Below are 16,674 nucleotides of genomic sequence, written 5' to 3' on the forward strand. Positions count from 1 at the left end.
GGCGACCGGCCGTGATGCTGCTCCGGCGCCGCTACGTTCCATGGAACGGCCGTCGGTCCCTACGTCGTCGGCGGCCTCGATGCCGAGCGCACCAGCGCAAGCTCCCCAGCTGACGCTGCCGCAGGGCGGTGCGTCCATCCGTGGGATGGGCGAGTCCCTGCAGCCTGTTTCCTTGCGTGGCACGGGGGGCTATCAGATCCCCATTGCGACAACGGCCGGTCGCGGATTGCGACCAGAACTCGCGCTGAGCTATTCCTCGGGGGCCGGGAACTCCGCTTACGGGTTGGGGTGGGACCTGCCGCTGTCGAACGTGAGTCGTAAAACGGAGCGGGGGATTCCGCGGTATACCGATGACGATCGATTTGTGCTCGCCGGGGCCGACGACCTGATTCTGGTGGAGAAGCCAACAGCACCAACACCATTCGGTGGGACCGGTGAACCGACGTGGCGGTTCCTCTATCGCCCCCGAACGGAGGGCACCTTCAGCCGAATCGAACGGCATGTCCGGGTCTCGGACGCCCAGACCTTCTGGGCGGTCTTCAGCCCGCAGAACGTGCTGACGATCTACGGCCGCTCGGAAATTGCCCGAATTGCTGACCCAACGGATGCTCAGCGGGTGTTCACCTGGCTCCCTGAAGATGTCTTCGACGATCGCGGCGAGCACCTGCACTATCACTGGGTCGCCGACGACGGTGGCGGCGTCGACCGGTCGTTGCCGTCGGAGAGTCACCGAAAGGACGGTCCGCTGGCGCAGCGCTACCTCCGAGAAATTGTGTACGTGAATAAGCAGGCGGTGACGGACCGGTTCACCGCGCCCGAGGTCGATCACACCAACCCGTCGTGGCGTGATTCCTTCCACATCGCCGTTGCCTTCGATTACGGCGACCATTCGGACCCGCACTGGATCGAGCCGGACCAGGCCTGGCAATGGCGGCCCGACCGGTTTTCCTCCTACCGATCAGGTTTTGAGGTACGCACGCAGCGACGCTGCCACCGGATCCTGCTGTTCCACCACTTCCCGGTCGAACTGAAGGCTCCCTGGCAGCTCATCTCGGCGACGTTGATCGGCTATCGGGATGGCCCTGTGTCGTCTAAATTGATCTCCGCAACCCACGTCGGCTATGACGACTCCGGGTCGTCGTTGTCGTTGCCGCCGTTGACGTTCAGTTATTCGCAGTGGTCACCCGCGTCGGAGATGCAAGAACTCGACGACGATTCCGTTCTCGGACTGCCCGATGGATTCCGGGGCACGGTGCAGTGGTTAGATCTGGATTCTGATGGAGCCGCAGGGGCTCTCCGGGCTGATGGGCCCAACTGGCGCTACAAATCGAATCTCGGCCACGGGTCTTTCTCCCCGCCCCGGCTGGTCGCCGCCGTTCCGAACACGGCGTCCGGTGTCGGGCCGGCTATCGCCGCCGTATTCGGCGATGGACGGTTGGCCGTCCTGAGCCACGACGGCAACTCGGTCCGTTATGTCCTTCGCGACCCTGTCACTCTCGACTGGGACAACTGGCGGACCTTCGCGCGCACACCGATCCTGGACTGGTCGGATCCCCGGGTGAGGCAGGTCGACCTCGACGGTGATGGGCGGAGCGATGTACTGATCAATCGGACAGAAGACATCGCCTGGCATCAGTTCCTAGGGGAGGACGGTTGGGACCCCGAGCGACGGGTGGGCACCGGTGCAGATGAGCAGGCCGGACCGAAGGTTTCGTTCACCGATCCGTCGGCCTCGGTGCTCCTGGTGGACGTCACCGGCGACGGGCTGGCGGATATCGTCAGGGTCCGCCGCAGTTCGGTCTGCTACTGGCCGAACCTGGGTTACGGCCGGTTTGGATCGATGGTCACGATGGACTCCGCGCCGATCCTTGACGGCGAGCAGGAATTCGATCCGCGCCGTGTCCGACTAGCCGATGTCGACGGATCCGGTCCGGCCGACCTGATGTATTTCGATCAGAACGGGACGACCTTCTGGCCCAACTCGGCCGGAAACGGCTGGGGCCCCCCGCAGCTGCTGACCGCAGTGTTGACGCCGGCGGCGACAGCATCGGTACAGCTGCTGGATCTCCTCGGGCGCGGCACCCAATGCCTGGTGATCTCCAGCGACGACCCTTCCGACTCAGCGGTCCGGTACATCGATCTGATGCCGGGGGGCAAGCCCGACCTGCTGACCCACGTCGACAACGGGCGCGGGTTGGTCACCGAGATGACATACGCGACCTCCAGTCAGTACGCACTTGCCGACAGGCGAGCCGGACGCTCCTGGTCCACGCACCTACCGCTGCCCGTGCATGTCGTCGCGGGCACCACTGTCACCGACCGGACGACCGGCGTGACCACGACGTCCAGCTACCGCTATCGGGACGGCTACTACGACGTCACCGATCGGGAATTCCGTGGGTTCGGCTACGTGGAGCAGGCCGACACCGACCGATTCCGGAGCTTTGCCTCGGCTGCCCCTGGGCAATGGCAGGAGAGTTCGACCAGCCTGGCCCCAGAAGTAACCGCTACCTGGTACCACACGGGCGCATCCGGCCAACCGCTTCCCTCTCGCCTGCTCTCGGACCACTGGGATCCGCCGGCTCTCGAATACCCGCACGAATCACGCCGGGCGTTGCGCGGCCGGCCGGTTCGGCAGGCGGTGTACTGCCTCGACGGCACGGCCGAGTCGCGGTTCCCCTACGTGGTCACCGACCACAGCTACCAGCTGCGCGTGTTGGCGCAGGCGCCCGGCGACCCCGACGGTTATGCGGTGACGATCACGCTGCCGAGCCAGTCTCTCGAAGCCCACGTGGAGCGCCAAGCGGTATCCGTCGACCTTTGGTACGCCGACCCTGACTATCTGGCATCGCTCCCTGACGCGCCGACCTTGGTCGGCGAACCAACGCGGCGTCTGCACACGGTTGTCACCAGGGTCAACGACTTCGGTCAGGTCGAGCAATCGGTCAGTATTGCCTACGGACGAACGGATCCCGGAGCTCATCCGGACCAGAGAACGAACTTCGTCGCCGTCTCTGCTGCGACCTTCGGAAACGACGACGGGGACCCGAGCAGGCGCCTCCTCGGGGTGCCGCTGGAACAGCGATCATTTGAAGTGCTGGGCCTGCCGACGGATCTCACCGACCTGGTCGACCCGGCCGAGGCCACCGGGTGGGCGGCCGCCCCGCTGGTCTCGAACGACGCCACCGCTGCCTTGTCGGTCTCCCGACGGCCATTGACGATCTCCCGTCACCGATATTGGGACGACTTGATCACCAGTGAACTGCCGGATGGGTCGTTCGGTCGGCGCGCCATCGGCAGACGGGTGCTGGCGGCAGCCTTGACCCAGACCCAAGCACAGTCTTTCGGGTCCGAGTTGGACGCATCATCGTTGGCCGCGACCGGACACTACGAACAGTTTGTCGAAGGAGAATCCGCATGCTGGATCTCCAGCACGATCGTCCAACCAGACCCTGGATCGTTCTACCAGCCGGTGGCGTTCGTCGACCCCTTCGGACTGGGTACCTTTGTTCGCTACGACACGCATTCGCTGGTGGCCGTGGATGTGCTAGTCACGATGGCAGCGGGCGCCAGTACCTTTCAACCCGATCCTGCCGGTCCGAACTGGAACCGGGTGAGTGCGACCTACGACTACCGGGTGCTCGCCCCGGCTGCCGTGACCGATCCACACGGCTCGACGCACGAGGCCCGCTTCGACGCGCTCGGGGCAGTGGTGGCCCAGCGGTTTCGAGGCGCCCATGGCGAGGGCGCACCTGCCGGTGAATGGGATCAGACCTTCAGCTATGACCTCCATTCCTTCGTCTCGGGATCGCCGAACTCGGCGCAGTCACTCCAACGCGAAACCTACGACGCAGCCAGTCGCTGGCAACGAAGTGTTCGCTACTTCACCGCGACCGGCGGCGCGCTGCTGAGCAAGGTGCAGGCGGAAGGCGGAATGGCCCCACACTACGACACGGCCGGTCACCTCGTCCTCGGCCCGGGCGGCGCCGCAGAACTGGTCGACACCCAGCCAATTCGGTGGATCGGCAACGGCCGATGCGTCTACGACGGCAAGAGCCGGCCCATCGCCCAGTACGATCCATATTTCGCACCGGACGACCGCTATGAAGACGAATCGGTCCTGGTCGCGACCGGACATCCGGCCTACCTTCGGCACGATCCGATCGGACGCGTCGTCCGCACCGACTTCCCGGACGGCTCTTTCGAGCGTGTGACCCCAGGAGTGTGGTCCAGTTCCAGCTGGGATCGCGCCGACACCGTGCTCGAAAGTGCCTGGTATGCGCAGCACTCCGCGGCGCAGGCCTCCGTGGACCAGCGGCGTTCCGCCGCCGCCAGTGCTGGCCATGCCAACACGCCGTCCCGCAGTTACAGCGACGCCCTCGGCCGCGTCATCGAACTGGTCGAGACCATTGGTGCGCCCGGGCAAACGCGTGAACTGACCACGACCATCAGCTACGACATCGGCGGTCACGTTCTCTCGGTCACCGACCCTCGCGGCGTCAGAGCGATGGAGGCAACGTACGACTTGATCGGCCGACCGCTGACGGGGTTCAGCTCGGACGCCGGCGCGCACCGCGTTGCCCTCGACGCGCTCGGCCGGCCGCTGCTGTCGTGGAGCGGCCGTCGGCCAGACCTCAGCTACGAGGTGCGGGTACGGGCCGTCCGCGACAAACTCGGACGGGACACGCAAAGTTGGGTGCTGGACCAGACGAGCGCGGCGGAGACATGTCGACTGGTCATGGGCTACGCCGACGACGATCCGACGTACGCGATCAGCCGGTACCTGCTGGGCGTCGCACATCAGGTATTCGACGGTGCCGGCCTCTCAACGACGATGAGCTGCGATTTTCGCGGCACCCCGGTCCACACCGAGCGGCGGTTCCTGTCGGCCGTCGACACGGAGCCCGACTGGGGAACGGTCGCCGCCGCGGCACCGTCCTCGGACCGGTCCGGCACCACCGGCACCGCCCTCGAACCAGCCGGCTTCGCCACGGCGGTCACCCTGGATGCCTTGACCCGGCCCACTACGACAACGGCGCCCGACGGCACAGTGACAGAGTTGGCTTACAACCCAGCGAATCTCATCGCCGCCATTCGGACAGTTCGGCCGGGCGAGCCGGCGGCGACGGTGCTGGACCACGCCGTATACGACGTCAAGCGTCGGCGCGCGTTGGTCGCCTTCGGCCCGAACGGTTCGGTCGCCCAAGTGGTCCGTTCGTACGACGACGTGACTCATCGCCTGGTGCGGTTGACAACTACCCGCCCGGGGTCAGGCAGCAACCCACTGCAGGACCTGCAATTCGTCTACGACGTGGTCGGCAACATCCTGACGATCCGAGATGACGCGCAGCCCAGGAACTTCTTCAAGAACACCGTGGTCGACGCGGCGCGAGACTACACCTACGACGACCTCTACCAGCTGCTCACCGGATCCGGACGCGAAGCGGTCGGTGTCGGGCACACCAGCGCCGACAGCAACAAAGTTCCCCAGCTCAACGACCTCCCACCGGCTTCTGATCTGCATGCCGTCGTCCGCTACCTGGAGACCTACACCTACGACGACAGCGGAAACCTGCTGACACTCCGGCATCTGCAGCAGGTGAACGGCGGTGCCGCGTGGCTGCGCACGAACGTGCCGGATTCCGCCAGCAATCAGTTGGCCTCCAGCATGGTCAGCGGAGCAGTAGCCACCGCCGACGTGATCGAGTACGACCTTCGCGGCAACATGACAACCCTGGGCCCACGGGTGTTCTCGTGGAACTGGATGGGCAAGGCGCGCCGTGTAGTGATCTCTGGCAATGTGATCGCCCACTATCACTACGACCGATCGGGTGCGCGTGTCCGAAAAGTGGTGATGACGGGCGCCAGGGTCGAGGACCGGCGCTACGTCGGCACGTTCGAATCGTTCGCCGCGACCGTCGGCGGCACCGTGACCGACCGTGTCACGACTCAGCACCTGCAGGCCGCCAGCCAGGTGTCGGCACTGCTCGAGAACGCCACCATGGAGAGCGGACAAGCAGTCACCCGTTCCGTCACCCGCTATCAACTCGGCGACCAACTCGACTCGACCACCATCGAGTTGGACGTGGCGGGAAACCTCCTGACCTACGAGGAATTCCATCCCTACGGCACCACCGCCTACCGCAGCCAATCCTCGTCCGCCGTCGTCAGTCAGAAGCGCTACCGCTTCACCGCCATGGAACGCGACGACGAGACCGGCCTGCAACTCCACGGTGCCCGCTATTACGCGCCGTGGTTGGGGAGGTGGACGTCGGCGGATCCTGCTGGGTTGGTCGATGGTGCGAATTGCCACGCGTACGCCCATTCGCAGCCAGTGATTATCCGGGACGTTTCGGGAAACACCGGCATTGGCTCGGCCGAACTGGAACAGATGCGTAGCGCTCGAATCATTCATCCTCACCAGTTCGCAGTCGATCTTCAGCAACATGAGGAGTATTACTACGCTGGCCTCTCGCGATTCGGCTACAAAGGCTCCTGGATAAGTCCCGACGATTATCTCAAGGATTTCGATTCGGCATTTGCAGAATCGGAATCTGTACAGGCGCGCAGCCGCGATTCTACTTCTAGAGCCGTAGTTCTGGCGGAGCTGCAGAATGGCACCGGCTACATAGGCACGGCGGCCAGCTTTGAAGCCGAGCGACAGGCCGTCGCATGGAGAATCCAGAATGAGAGGCTCGCGAACGTCGGTAGCGAAAATCCGGGCGCCGCGATCGGCTTCGCCGTCGGTGACGCATTCGGCAACGCGGATCGGGGCGCTTTAATCGGAAGCGTAATATTTACTGTCGCGGCGGTAGTAGCTCCCTGGCGAGCGAAGAGTCGAGGTAGCGGATCGCAAACTAACGAGTCGGCGCCTGCGACGAAGTCGCGATCTATACCGATGACGGAGCGATCAAGCGTTGTATACGAACTCCGCTGGAAGAATACATCCAGCGGAGAATCTGGGACCTACAAGTATGGTGAAAGCGTTCAGGGACTTAACCGAGCGGGCGTTCCTAAACGCGCTCAGAGCCAGCTACTGGCTTGGAATAAGGAGCTTCCTGCTTTCGGCTATAGAATGGAGCTTGGCGAGGTCTGGGGCATGGGGCACAATGGCATGAACATGCTTCGACCGAGTGGAAGATGGGTTGAACAATACCTAGTCACCTCACATTCAATTCTCAAGGGCTCTGCCCCGGTCGGCAATCAGCTGCCGCTGCCATGGTCTGGCGCTCAGCTACCTCCTCCACCACATCACTAGATATCAGGACAATAACGCTACCTCGATCGGAGCATCAGAATAATGTCGTCCATGTCATTCAACGCTAGGCTTGGCACATTCACCAAGAATTCGATTTCTCCTGTCCATGTATCACTGACGGGGACGACTGCGGTGCAGATACCTGTTGAATTCCATACCCACGGTGGCGGATTCTTGCCCTCCACAGATACTCCAATTTCGTTGGCAAGGATCAAAGTGTCTATTTGACCTTTGGCGGGCTTTTTCAGTAGGATCTCGATCTGCATCGAGGCTTGACCGAGATTTGCGCCGGTCAGAAAACGAGGAGAGGCGCTCCCAGCGAGACTTATGGTCGCAGTTGTGCTGATGGGGGCGAAAGGTCCGGCGGAGATAAGTTTCGCGAACGCGTCGGGGAAGTCGCGCTTGAGGCTGAACATGCGGACCAGGCCGGGTCCGGGGGCCGCCGCGTAGGCCTTGACTTGGGCGATCAGATTTTTCTCAATGGTCTCGCGGAAGGCATCGTCGTCCTTCGCGGTGTAGCTGAGGGTGAGGATGACATCGGAGATCGACTGGTAGTCGAAGGGGCGTAGGACGTTCGGGAGGGCGAGTTTCCAGGTGCTGTCGACCGCGCCCGCTCCCTCGAACGGGAGGTAGCGATCGTCATGAAAGTTCATTTCGAACAAGCCGGCATCGTTGAGGCCGGTGCTGGTGGCGATCGAGCTGGTGAGCTCGGGTGGACGGATCACGTCGACCAGGGCTGTCGGAGCCGGGTTGGCGGTGAGCCTGCACTTGCTGGCCGCCAGAGTGAGTTTTGCGCCTACGTTGACATATGGCCCTACGATGCCGGGGATGGTCAGCCGCGCGGACTTGATGACACGCTTGTATTGACCGGGGTAGGTCACGTCGAAGAGAAATTCTGGCAGAGTGAAGTTGCAGGTGCCGGTCTGCTTCAGGGCGAGGAGTGCCTGGGGGTCGATCATGGCCAGTGGGAAGGACTGGCTGACCTCGTATCGGCGGGTGTTGCCCGACAGGAAGGCGTTCTCCAGCTGCAGGAGCTGCAGATGGAGCCGTTCGCCGCTCAGCAATCCGGCCTTTTCCGGGTCCCAAGAGCGTTGGATGAAGGTCGTCGGGTCGTCGAGCTCGAAGGTGAAGGCATCCTGGGCTTGTCGAGCCAAGTCTAGCGCTGCTTCGTAGGCTCGCGCGTGCATGGTGGTCAGAGACCGGGAGAGGTAGGTGTAGAGACCAAGATCGGTAAATTTGCCCTTGTAGAACGCATCCGTCTCGGCTGCCTGGTCGATGGACTTCAGGTGGTTTGACAGTTCTCGCTCCGCGTATGTCGTCCGTTCAAGTGCGGCGGCGACACCGGCATCGGATTGGACCTTCTCCTGTATGGCAAGGTTGAGTTGATGTTGCCAGTCCTGCTCTCGCCGTTGGAATCCAGAATTCACCGCCCAGGCGGACGACTTTTCTTCGTCGACCTGAATGAACGAGTCCAATCGGCCGGCCAAAGCACTAGTCGAGCCACCGAGTTCACGGCCTCCGAAGGTCATGGCGAATGGGCTACCGAACTGCGGAATTAGATACAAGAGGCTTGCTTGGAGGTGAAGGGCCGCCAAATGGCCGCGGTCGACGGGGATCTGCCTCTTAGTTTGGCTCTCTGATGCCTCCTCCGCCAAAAGACCGGCGTCGAGCAGTGCTCGGTAGTAGTCGATCCGATTTTGCACATTGGCTTGTACGGAGAGGGCGGCCACGTGCTGATCCTGCGTCTCCTTGAGCTGGCCGGTCTTGATCTGGGTGGTGAGGTTCAGGATGGTCCGTTCGTGAAGGGATCGGAGCAGGTTTAGCTCCTCGATGTCCTTCTTTTCGTGGGTGCTCAGAAGTGCCGATCCGAACGCCGCTACGGTCTGTGCAGCCTGTCGGGCCCGGTCGATCAACGCGTTGAACCGATAGATGGGAACCCTGACCGCACCGACGCCATCCACCACGTCCTCGATGCTGAGGCCGGCGGCCCGGGCGCGAACCAAATCCATTGGGTCGATCGGCGGCGAGAACAGCGCCAGTTGCCTCCGGGTACCGCTGATGTTCATGCAGTTGCGAATCTTGCGCAGTCGATCATTGACTCGATCCCAGTATGAGAGCAGCACCTCGTCCGGTGGTAAGCAGAACGCCAAGGTACTTTGGTTCAAAATATTCGGCGCCGGCGTCTTCGGGATCGGTGCCGTCAACCAACTGGCCTTGGCCGCAGCTCGGGCGGTCGTCAGTGATCGGATCTCAGCAAGACTCGGCATCTTGTAGATCGAGAGGTTCGGCGTCGGGCCCGCCGCCGGATCCGGGATCGGGCCAGGCGGAGGCGTCTGGGTCGGAGGCGTCGGCGCGACGTAGTTCTCCAAGGCGACCACAAAGTTCTCCATGGCGACCACAAAATCGGACGTGCTATCGAGTTGCGGCTCGATCACCGAGTAGGTCAGTTGGCTGTCCGGGACACTTTCGCAAGGCCCGGTCGATACTGGTCGCGGACCGAGCAACTCGGAGGCCAGGACGTACAACATCAGGGCCTCGTGGATGGACTCCCTGTTGTCCTCGCCGAACAGGGCATCCCCCCAATCGAGCAGATTGTCGATGAATCGCATCACGATCGCCTTCTGGAAGGCGATCGGGCGGAGGCGGGCAACGGCGAACGGGTTGAAAGGATCGGCTCGGTACGCATCGAGCGCCTTCGGGTTCGACAGAAGGTCCTTCAGCGTCGGAGGGGTGAGCCCGCGAAAGCCCACGTACCGCCAGTTGCGATCTTCCGGTGTCAGGTCGACTGCCGCAGGCGACGCTGTGGGATCGAAAATGCGCTGCAGCCAGGACATTGCCTCTGCGTACTTGCCGCCGGCGTTCAGTTGGTCGGCGATCAGCCACGGCCCGTGGAGGTACAGTTCCTGGAAATATCCGCCAAATGCTCCATTCAGATCGAGGTGCTCGCTGTCGTCTTCGGGTGGCGCCAGTTCGGTTGGATTGGTGAAGATGATCGGCGACTGACCGACCGTAGGCGGTATTTCCTTCGCTGCAATCTGAGTGTTCAGATCGAGGAGCCCATCCAGGCCCTGTGCGGCCATTTTTTCACCAAGTCTGTCAACGACCGACGTAGAAAGTCGAACCAACTTCCGACGACTCGGGAAAAATGCTGGATATATAGACTCGGGGATGGAGTGGCTGTGCGCCAGTGGGAAGGAGCCAGCAGAGCCTGGAGCCGCAGCGTCGAAGAATCTATGGTAACGGTCTTGCACGAGAAACTGCTGGTCTCCCAACAGCAGTACCGACTCGGGGAAACCACCGTGCACGGCGTGCAGCAGGCTGCCCTGATAATGGTCGAGATCGGTGCCTTTGATTTTGAACGACATGCTCAGCGCCGTGAACGGCCCCCAGGTCGGTTCGGGCACCTCTAGCTCGATATCGAACGCCGAGTCACCGCCGCGATAGGCGTATCGTTCCAGAACAAGACGGCAGACACCAGGATCGAAGCGAATACCAACCGTCGGAAGATCTACGAACACCACTTCCGGTGCGGTGGTGCGATCTAAGCGATTAAGAAACAAGGTCAACCCTAGATTCCAGGCACCGTCAACCTCGGCGTTCCTGTACGTGAAGAGTAGCTGACCTGCGCTGTCCGTAGGAAATACCTTGCGGGATATCTTCGACGACAACATCTGATTCTGCAAGTTATCGATATCGGAGCCAGCGAATGCCGGGTCAAGTTGTGCCGGAAAGTCGGTTGGTATGAGGTGTTCGATCTTCTGCGGTGGCGACCAGCGATCGCCCAGTCGCCGCACCGAGTAATTGAGGCTTCCCGTCACGGTGGCGTAGTCGGTGACCGAGCTACCCTTCAAGATCGTCGTGTGGTTCTTGGTCGTGAGGTCGACCCAGAAGAGGTACAGCTGACCGAGATGCATGATCGCCGAGACGTAGGGTGCGTCGATCGCCAGATCGATCCTCTTCCATGGTGACCAGGTGATGCTGTCCCAGGTGCGGTAGTGGAATACCGGAGGGTCCTGCTGAGTGCGACCGAAGAAGTAGTACGTCGCAGCCGCGCGGTCGTAATAGGTGCCGACGATGTTCTGGTGCGCCAACTCGGAGAGCCCGGTCAGGTAGGTTCCGTATGCCTGAGCCGCCGCGTCGTGGGTGATCTGACTCTGTAGCAACTGATCTTGAAGGTCTTGGAACAGCGGTGTCTTGTCGTCCCGCAGATCGGGCACCAGATACGACTCGGGGTAGAGGAACACTTTGCGATTTGCCTGCCAGACGCGGAAGTTCTTCATCCATGCCCACTGCTCGATCGCGCCGGGTGGCTGTACCGACGCGCTGATCGCGGGCTGCGAGTTGGACTTCTCGACCTTCAGGATGCATCGCTGCACGTACAGCTGAACGCTGTTGGTGGCGGCAACCACCCGTGAGGTGCGGCCGCACCCGCTCATGTCGACGTCCAGCAGAAAGTAGTTGTACAGATCGTCGTGGCTGCGAAACTGCAGCTCAGGTCGGCCGTTGATCAGATAGTCGCAGAGGGCGTCCCGTCGGATCACGTTGATTTGGTCCTGATAGGTCTCGAGCACCGAATTTCTGGCCGGGCCGTCCACGTACTTGGTGCTGATGGCAGCCCGGACGGTCTGGGCTGCCAGGTCGGCCGCGTTGGCACCGTTGGCTGCGCTCGTACTGGCGAGCGCGGCCGCGCCGAGGGCAGTCAAGGCGTCGCCGTTGACCCCCAGCGTGCCGCAGATGTCGAGCAGGTCGCTGAGGTGATTCAGTGCGTCGATCGGCCCTGGGGGCAGGGTCACGGGGGTGGACCCGGTCAGGGATTGCACCAGGGAGGGGCTGGCGTTGAACAGTGCCGCAACGGCGCTCTGCGACTTGGGTGACGTGAACGAGCCGTCTGCCGAGTATGCGGCCAACAACTCCTGGGTCAGCGCACTGGCACTCACACCTGATCCCTGGCCCACCGGAACAGCTGTCAAAACTGTGGTGCTCGGGGTCACGGCCCGGGTTGAAAAAGCTCTATAGCTGGCCAGGGCCCGAATGTCGGACAAGGTGGGTGCTGGGCCGGGAAAGAGCCCGAGTGGGCCGCGGTTGTCGTTGAGGTAGCGCAGGGTGTCGTCGTCTGCCTGTAGCTGACGAAACAGCAGGATCACGCGCTCGAGCGCGCGCAGCACGGTTAGCAGCGGTCCGGCGGTCACCTCGGCGTCGAAGGCCGTCAGGTCGGTTCGGGCGAAGGCGAGGAGGTCATCAAGCCGCTGCTGGCCGATGTTCAACGATGAGCAGATCAGGTTCGTCACTGCAGTCGTTCGGGCTGACATTGGACCAGTGCTGGCGGCTGCGTCCCCGAGGGACAGGACCATGGCCTCCGCCGTAGCGGCGGTGTTGTTGTAGGCGATCTGCCCGCTTTCGATTCCGCGCAGGACGAAATTCAACTGCGGCAGCGTGAGTGGTGCCGTTGCCAACCACCGTCCCAATGACACCAGTGCTTCGACCTGATCAACGGACTGGACGGTAGGGGGTTTCTCGGAAAGGCAGATCGGTAGCACGGCAACGAAGTCCTGGACAGTCAGGCCGAGAGCCCGGGCGCACACCACATGCCGGTACAGCAAGGATACGAGTTTGCGGTCGAGAGTGGCTTTGCCGTGGTCGTCAAAGACGATCACAACCTGGTCGAGCAGCAGGAGCAGATCACTCTCAGAGATGCCCAGTCCGGAGAGCAGAAGGCCCGTCATTTTCTCTTCAACAGGACTGCCGCTCGGCGTCTGCGCCGGGTCTTTTGACCGGTTGTAGTAGCTGACGCTTTGTTTGAGCGTGGTACCGGTATCGAGGCCGAAGATTCCCTCGAGATCGAAGATTTGCTCGTAGAGGAGCCCGGTACGCCCGGGGGGCACGATCTGTGGATAGAAGGTCGAGACCGGTATGTCGCCGATCAGACAGCAGAGTTGAGGGACGGTGAGGGCCCATTGCTTCTGTACGGTGAGCCAGCGGCCCAGCGATTGTACGACGGCGGCTGTCAGGTTGGGCGGGTTCCCCAGCGGCGAAACGGTCGACAATGTCAGTAGGACCAAGTCGAGCTCGGTCAGGGTCCACGGTAGTGGCCTGGCCAGGCGCAGAACTCGATGAATGCGGTCCAAGGCCTCCGCGGTCAGGTTGGCCAACACTTCGATACGACGGTCCGGCGTGTGTGGATCGGCGATTGTTTTGGCGGCGACTGCCGCGAGCCCCGGATCATGCCGGAGGCCCAGTAGTACGGTGAGATCGCCGCGGGAAAGCCCGGTTCGGCGCAGAAAGTCGGATACCGGGAATTCCGCGAGGTCGGCTGGGTTGGACAGTCCTAATCGGTGAATGACGGTGGACGGGTTGGCCGTGACGACCACGTCAAACTCGACGGGTGACAGTCTGGTCTCGGTTCGGTGCAAGACCCACTGCGGTTGGCCGGTCGCTGCGCAGACGTCGGCCGGCACGAGGCCGAAGTAGCTGAGGTAGAGGACGAATTCAGCGTAGGGGCGACTAAAGGGGACATTGAAGGACACGTCCGCGGACGGCGCGCCGATGATGGAGTACGGCTCGGCGAGCAGTACCTCCTTCAGATAGGCCTCCAGAACGTCGTCGACGATTTCCAGATCCGGTAGCAGGGTGTTGGTGTTGTCGCAGTTCAGGATCAGGCTCCAGAGGTCAGGACGACGTTGCTTGAGTTGTAGTGGACTGTTCTGGGCGGCAATCGGGCCAAAGGTCGGGCTGGAGATGTGGCTCTGGACGAAGTGCATCAGATCCACGAAATAGGCGGCTGGACTCAGGACGGACCGACAGTCGCTGCAGTCGCAGAAGTTCTGGGACCCGAAGAGTTCGGTGATCCCGTCGATCTTCAGCAGGTCGTCGACATAGACCTGGGGGACGTTGGTCACGGGTAGTTGGGCGAATGGTCCGTTGAGGACGTCATGGGCGGCACCGAACAGGTGGGCAACGTTGGTCGCCGTGTTCAGCGCTCTGGCGTAGACCAGCCGGGCCGCGCCGATGTCGAGTCCACTGTTGCTGATGAAATCGCCCTCTGACTGCATGGCGATCTTGACCGAGGAATCGAATCCATTGCGTGCCAGCGTAACTCGGTCGGAGGTGGTGTCTGCGATGGTGAGCAGCCTGCGGTAAGAGGCGAGGGCGGTACGCACGTCCGGCCGGGAGTCCAGGGGTATCCCGCTCCACTCGAACTGGCCGTCCACGTCCGCAACGAGGACGGCAGTGCGGAGGTCGACCCGCGGATTGTTCTCGAAAAATGTCGCGAGGAGATCGTCGCCCGCAGTCAGCCTCGCCGCAAGTGCCTGTGTCGGATGGACCAGTTCCAGTCCGAACATCATCATCGAGATGTACTGCGGCATGGTGAGATCGGGGGGGCAGATGGCACCCGACTGATGGAGCAGTCCGTTCCACCGGTCCTCGGTCCAGGTGGCCAACTCGTAGGGGTCGACCGACTCTTGCTCTCGCAGGATCAGTATCAGGGGGAGATTGTGGTCGGTCAGTGATCCCAGATTGACCAATGTGGCCAGCGATGCGACGTCGGGTCCGGTCAACTCGGCACCTGCCTGCAACTGTGCATAGGCGCTGTCCGGTGCGTCGAAGACAGTGTCGGCCATGTCCGCGACTGCGCGTACGGCTGGCTCGTCCAAGCCGGCTAGACGGGCCAGACCGATGGCCGTTGCCGCTCGCAGCGGACTGAGCAGAATCGGGTTGTCCTGCAGCGGCAACAGCAGATGAAGAGTGTCGCCGACGGTCGCATTGGCGTCCTCGGGGAGCTGGGCGGCGGCGGCCGATGCCTCGGCGGCCAGCGAGTTGTCCAAAGTACGGACCTGGTGCAGACCAGCGACGATGATCTCGGCCAGCGTCGAATCCGGATCTGCGTCCCGCCAACGGCGGGTACCCAGAACGGACCGGAGGGCAGCGCCCAGGCCCCCACTGATCAACCCGATCGCACCAACGAGCGCAGACGCTAGAGCTTGATCGAGTTCGGCATCGACAAATGGGTGGGACACGTCGCCGGTCCGGGCATACCTGGACGTCGGCGCGGCGAGTTGGGTGATGTCCGCCAGGAACGCCGACCGGGATTCGTCGGCGCACCGGCTGATCTCGCGCACGTCCGCCTCAGCCGAGTCCGCCACACTGATCGGAACGATTCCAGTTGCCCATGCTGCGCGGAGGTCGGCCAGTAGGACCGCTTCGTCGACGTGTCGCAGGTTCGCGAGGTCGGAGGGCGCACCGGCGCGGATCAACCCGTACAACACTTCGACCGGGATGACTGCGTTCAGCGCCTTCAGGTCGCCGACCAGGGCGACCGCTTCGAGAAGCCCGGTCAGCTGCGCGACGGGTAGACCGGTGTCGCCCGCCAGGAAAGTGACGTCCCGACGGGTCAAATCGAGGAGCCCCTCGGGCGGTTCCGCCCCCAGCAGAGGGGCCAGGGCGACGACCAGTCGTTCGTACTCGCTCGGTTGGCCCAGGACCATTGGCGGTAGCTCAAGGTCGATTAACGCTTCGCGCGGTGCATTGAACATAATCGAAGAATTGGCGCAAACATTCCGACCCTCGTCCAACGCCCGAACGATGATGTCGGCAGAACCCACGTCCGCCCGCAAGAACTGCTCGCGGTCGTACCGAATCGTGTATCCCCCGTCGATTCCGGTGCGCGTTTCTGTCTCAAATTCGGGTGCTCCCGGGCTCAGCCTGGATTCATGGCGAAGGTCCCTATCGACCGCCCGGACGATGACCGAAGCTGCTGGCCTTCCATCCGGCCACCGAATGTGACCGGAGACTGAGTATCCGTCGTTCAACTCAGCTGGGGGCGGGATCAGTGGCGTGAGTTCCCCATCAGCCAGCACGGTGGGCGACGGCGGGTCGCCGCCCACCACCAGCCTGATCGACTGATCGCCTAGAGCGGCAGGATCGGGGCCGACCGCGATGATCCCTCCCCTGGTGCTCACCGCACAGATCGCTTCGTTCGCGCCATCGGCCGACGGCACGATCTGGAATGCGAACCGACCCAACTGGTTGCTGAACGCAAAGGCGATGACGCGCGAACGTGCATCGCCGGCGACCCACTGCAGAGCAGCGACTCGGACGCCTCGGATGAGTGCGCCTTCGGGTGATGTGATGGTCCCACGAACTGACAACGCCACTGCGCACTCCATCATCTGGGTGAATGTTGTGAGTTGTTGGCCGCCGACTCATACGAGTGACGACGTAATGGTGCATTACCCGTGTTTTGCTCTGTTTCGTCACCCAAGCGGTTGGTTCTGATGGGCTAAATCGTAGGTGCTGGTTCCGCAGGATCACCGTATCGTGCGGCAAATCAGTGCCTGGCGCGACTTGAATCGGCCAACCCGGCTCCGCAGGGGTGTTTAGGGTCAGCAGCTGGCGCGGTGGCGGTAGGTCCCGAAGCC

The 16,674-nt window shown here is 62.6% G+C and carries 2 protein-coding genes; one reads left to right on the forward strand and one right to left on the reverse strand.

What is annotated here, in order from left to right; translation table 11 throughout:
- Positions 1-145: 145 nt before the first annotated feature.
- Positions 146-7,258 carry a SpvB/TcaC N-terminal domain-containing protein gene (locus ABIB25_RS20430; RefSeq protein ID WP_354530378.1) on the forward strand — a complete coding sequence of 2,371 codons (7,113 nt, stop codon included), beginning with the start codon at positions 146-148 and terminating at the stop codon, positions 7,256-7,258.
- Positions 7,259-7,275: 17 nt separating this feature from the next.
- Here the strand turns inward: ABIB25_RS20430 and ABIB25_RS20435 are convergent, their stop codons facing one another.
- Positions 7,276-16,410, reverse strand: a complete 9,135-nt coding sequence (locus ABIB25_RS20435) for a Tc toxin subunit A-related protein (protein WP_354530357.1) — start codon at positions 16,408-16,410, stop codon at positions 7,276-7,278.
- Positions 16,411-16,674: the final 264 nt, after the last annotated feature.

Source organism: Nakamurella sp. UYEF19 (assembly GCF_040546275.1).
Lineage (GTDB): Bacteria > Actinomycetota > Actinomycetes > Mycobacteriales > Nakamurellaceae > Nakamurella.

What these genes read in the sequence shown, in the direction of transcription:
- ABIB25_RS20430 (WP_354530378.1), top strand. Translation starts at nt 146, where the DNA reads ATGGGCGAGTCCCTGCAGCCTGTTTCCTTGCGTGGCACGGGGGGCTAT.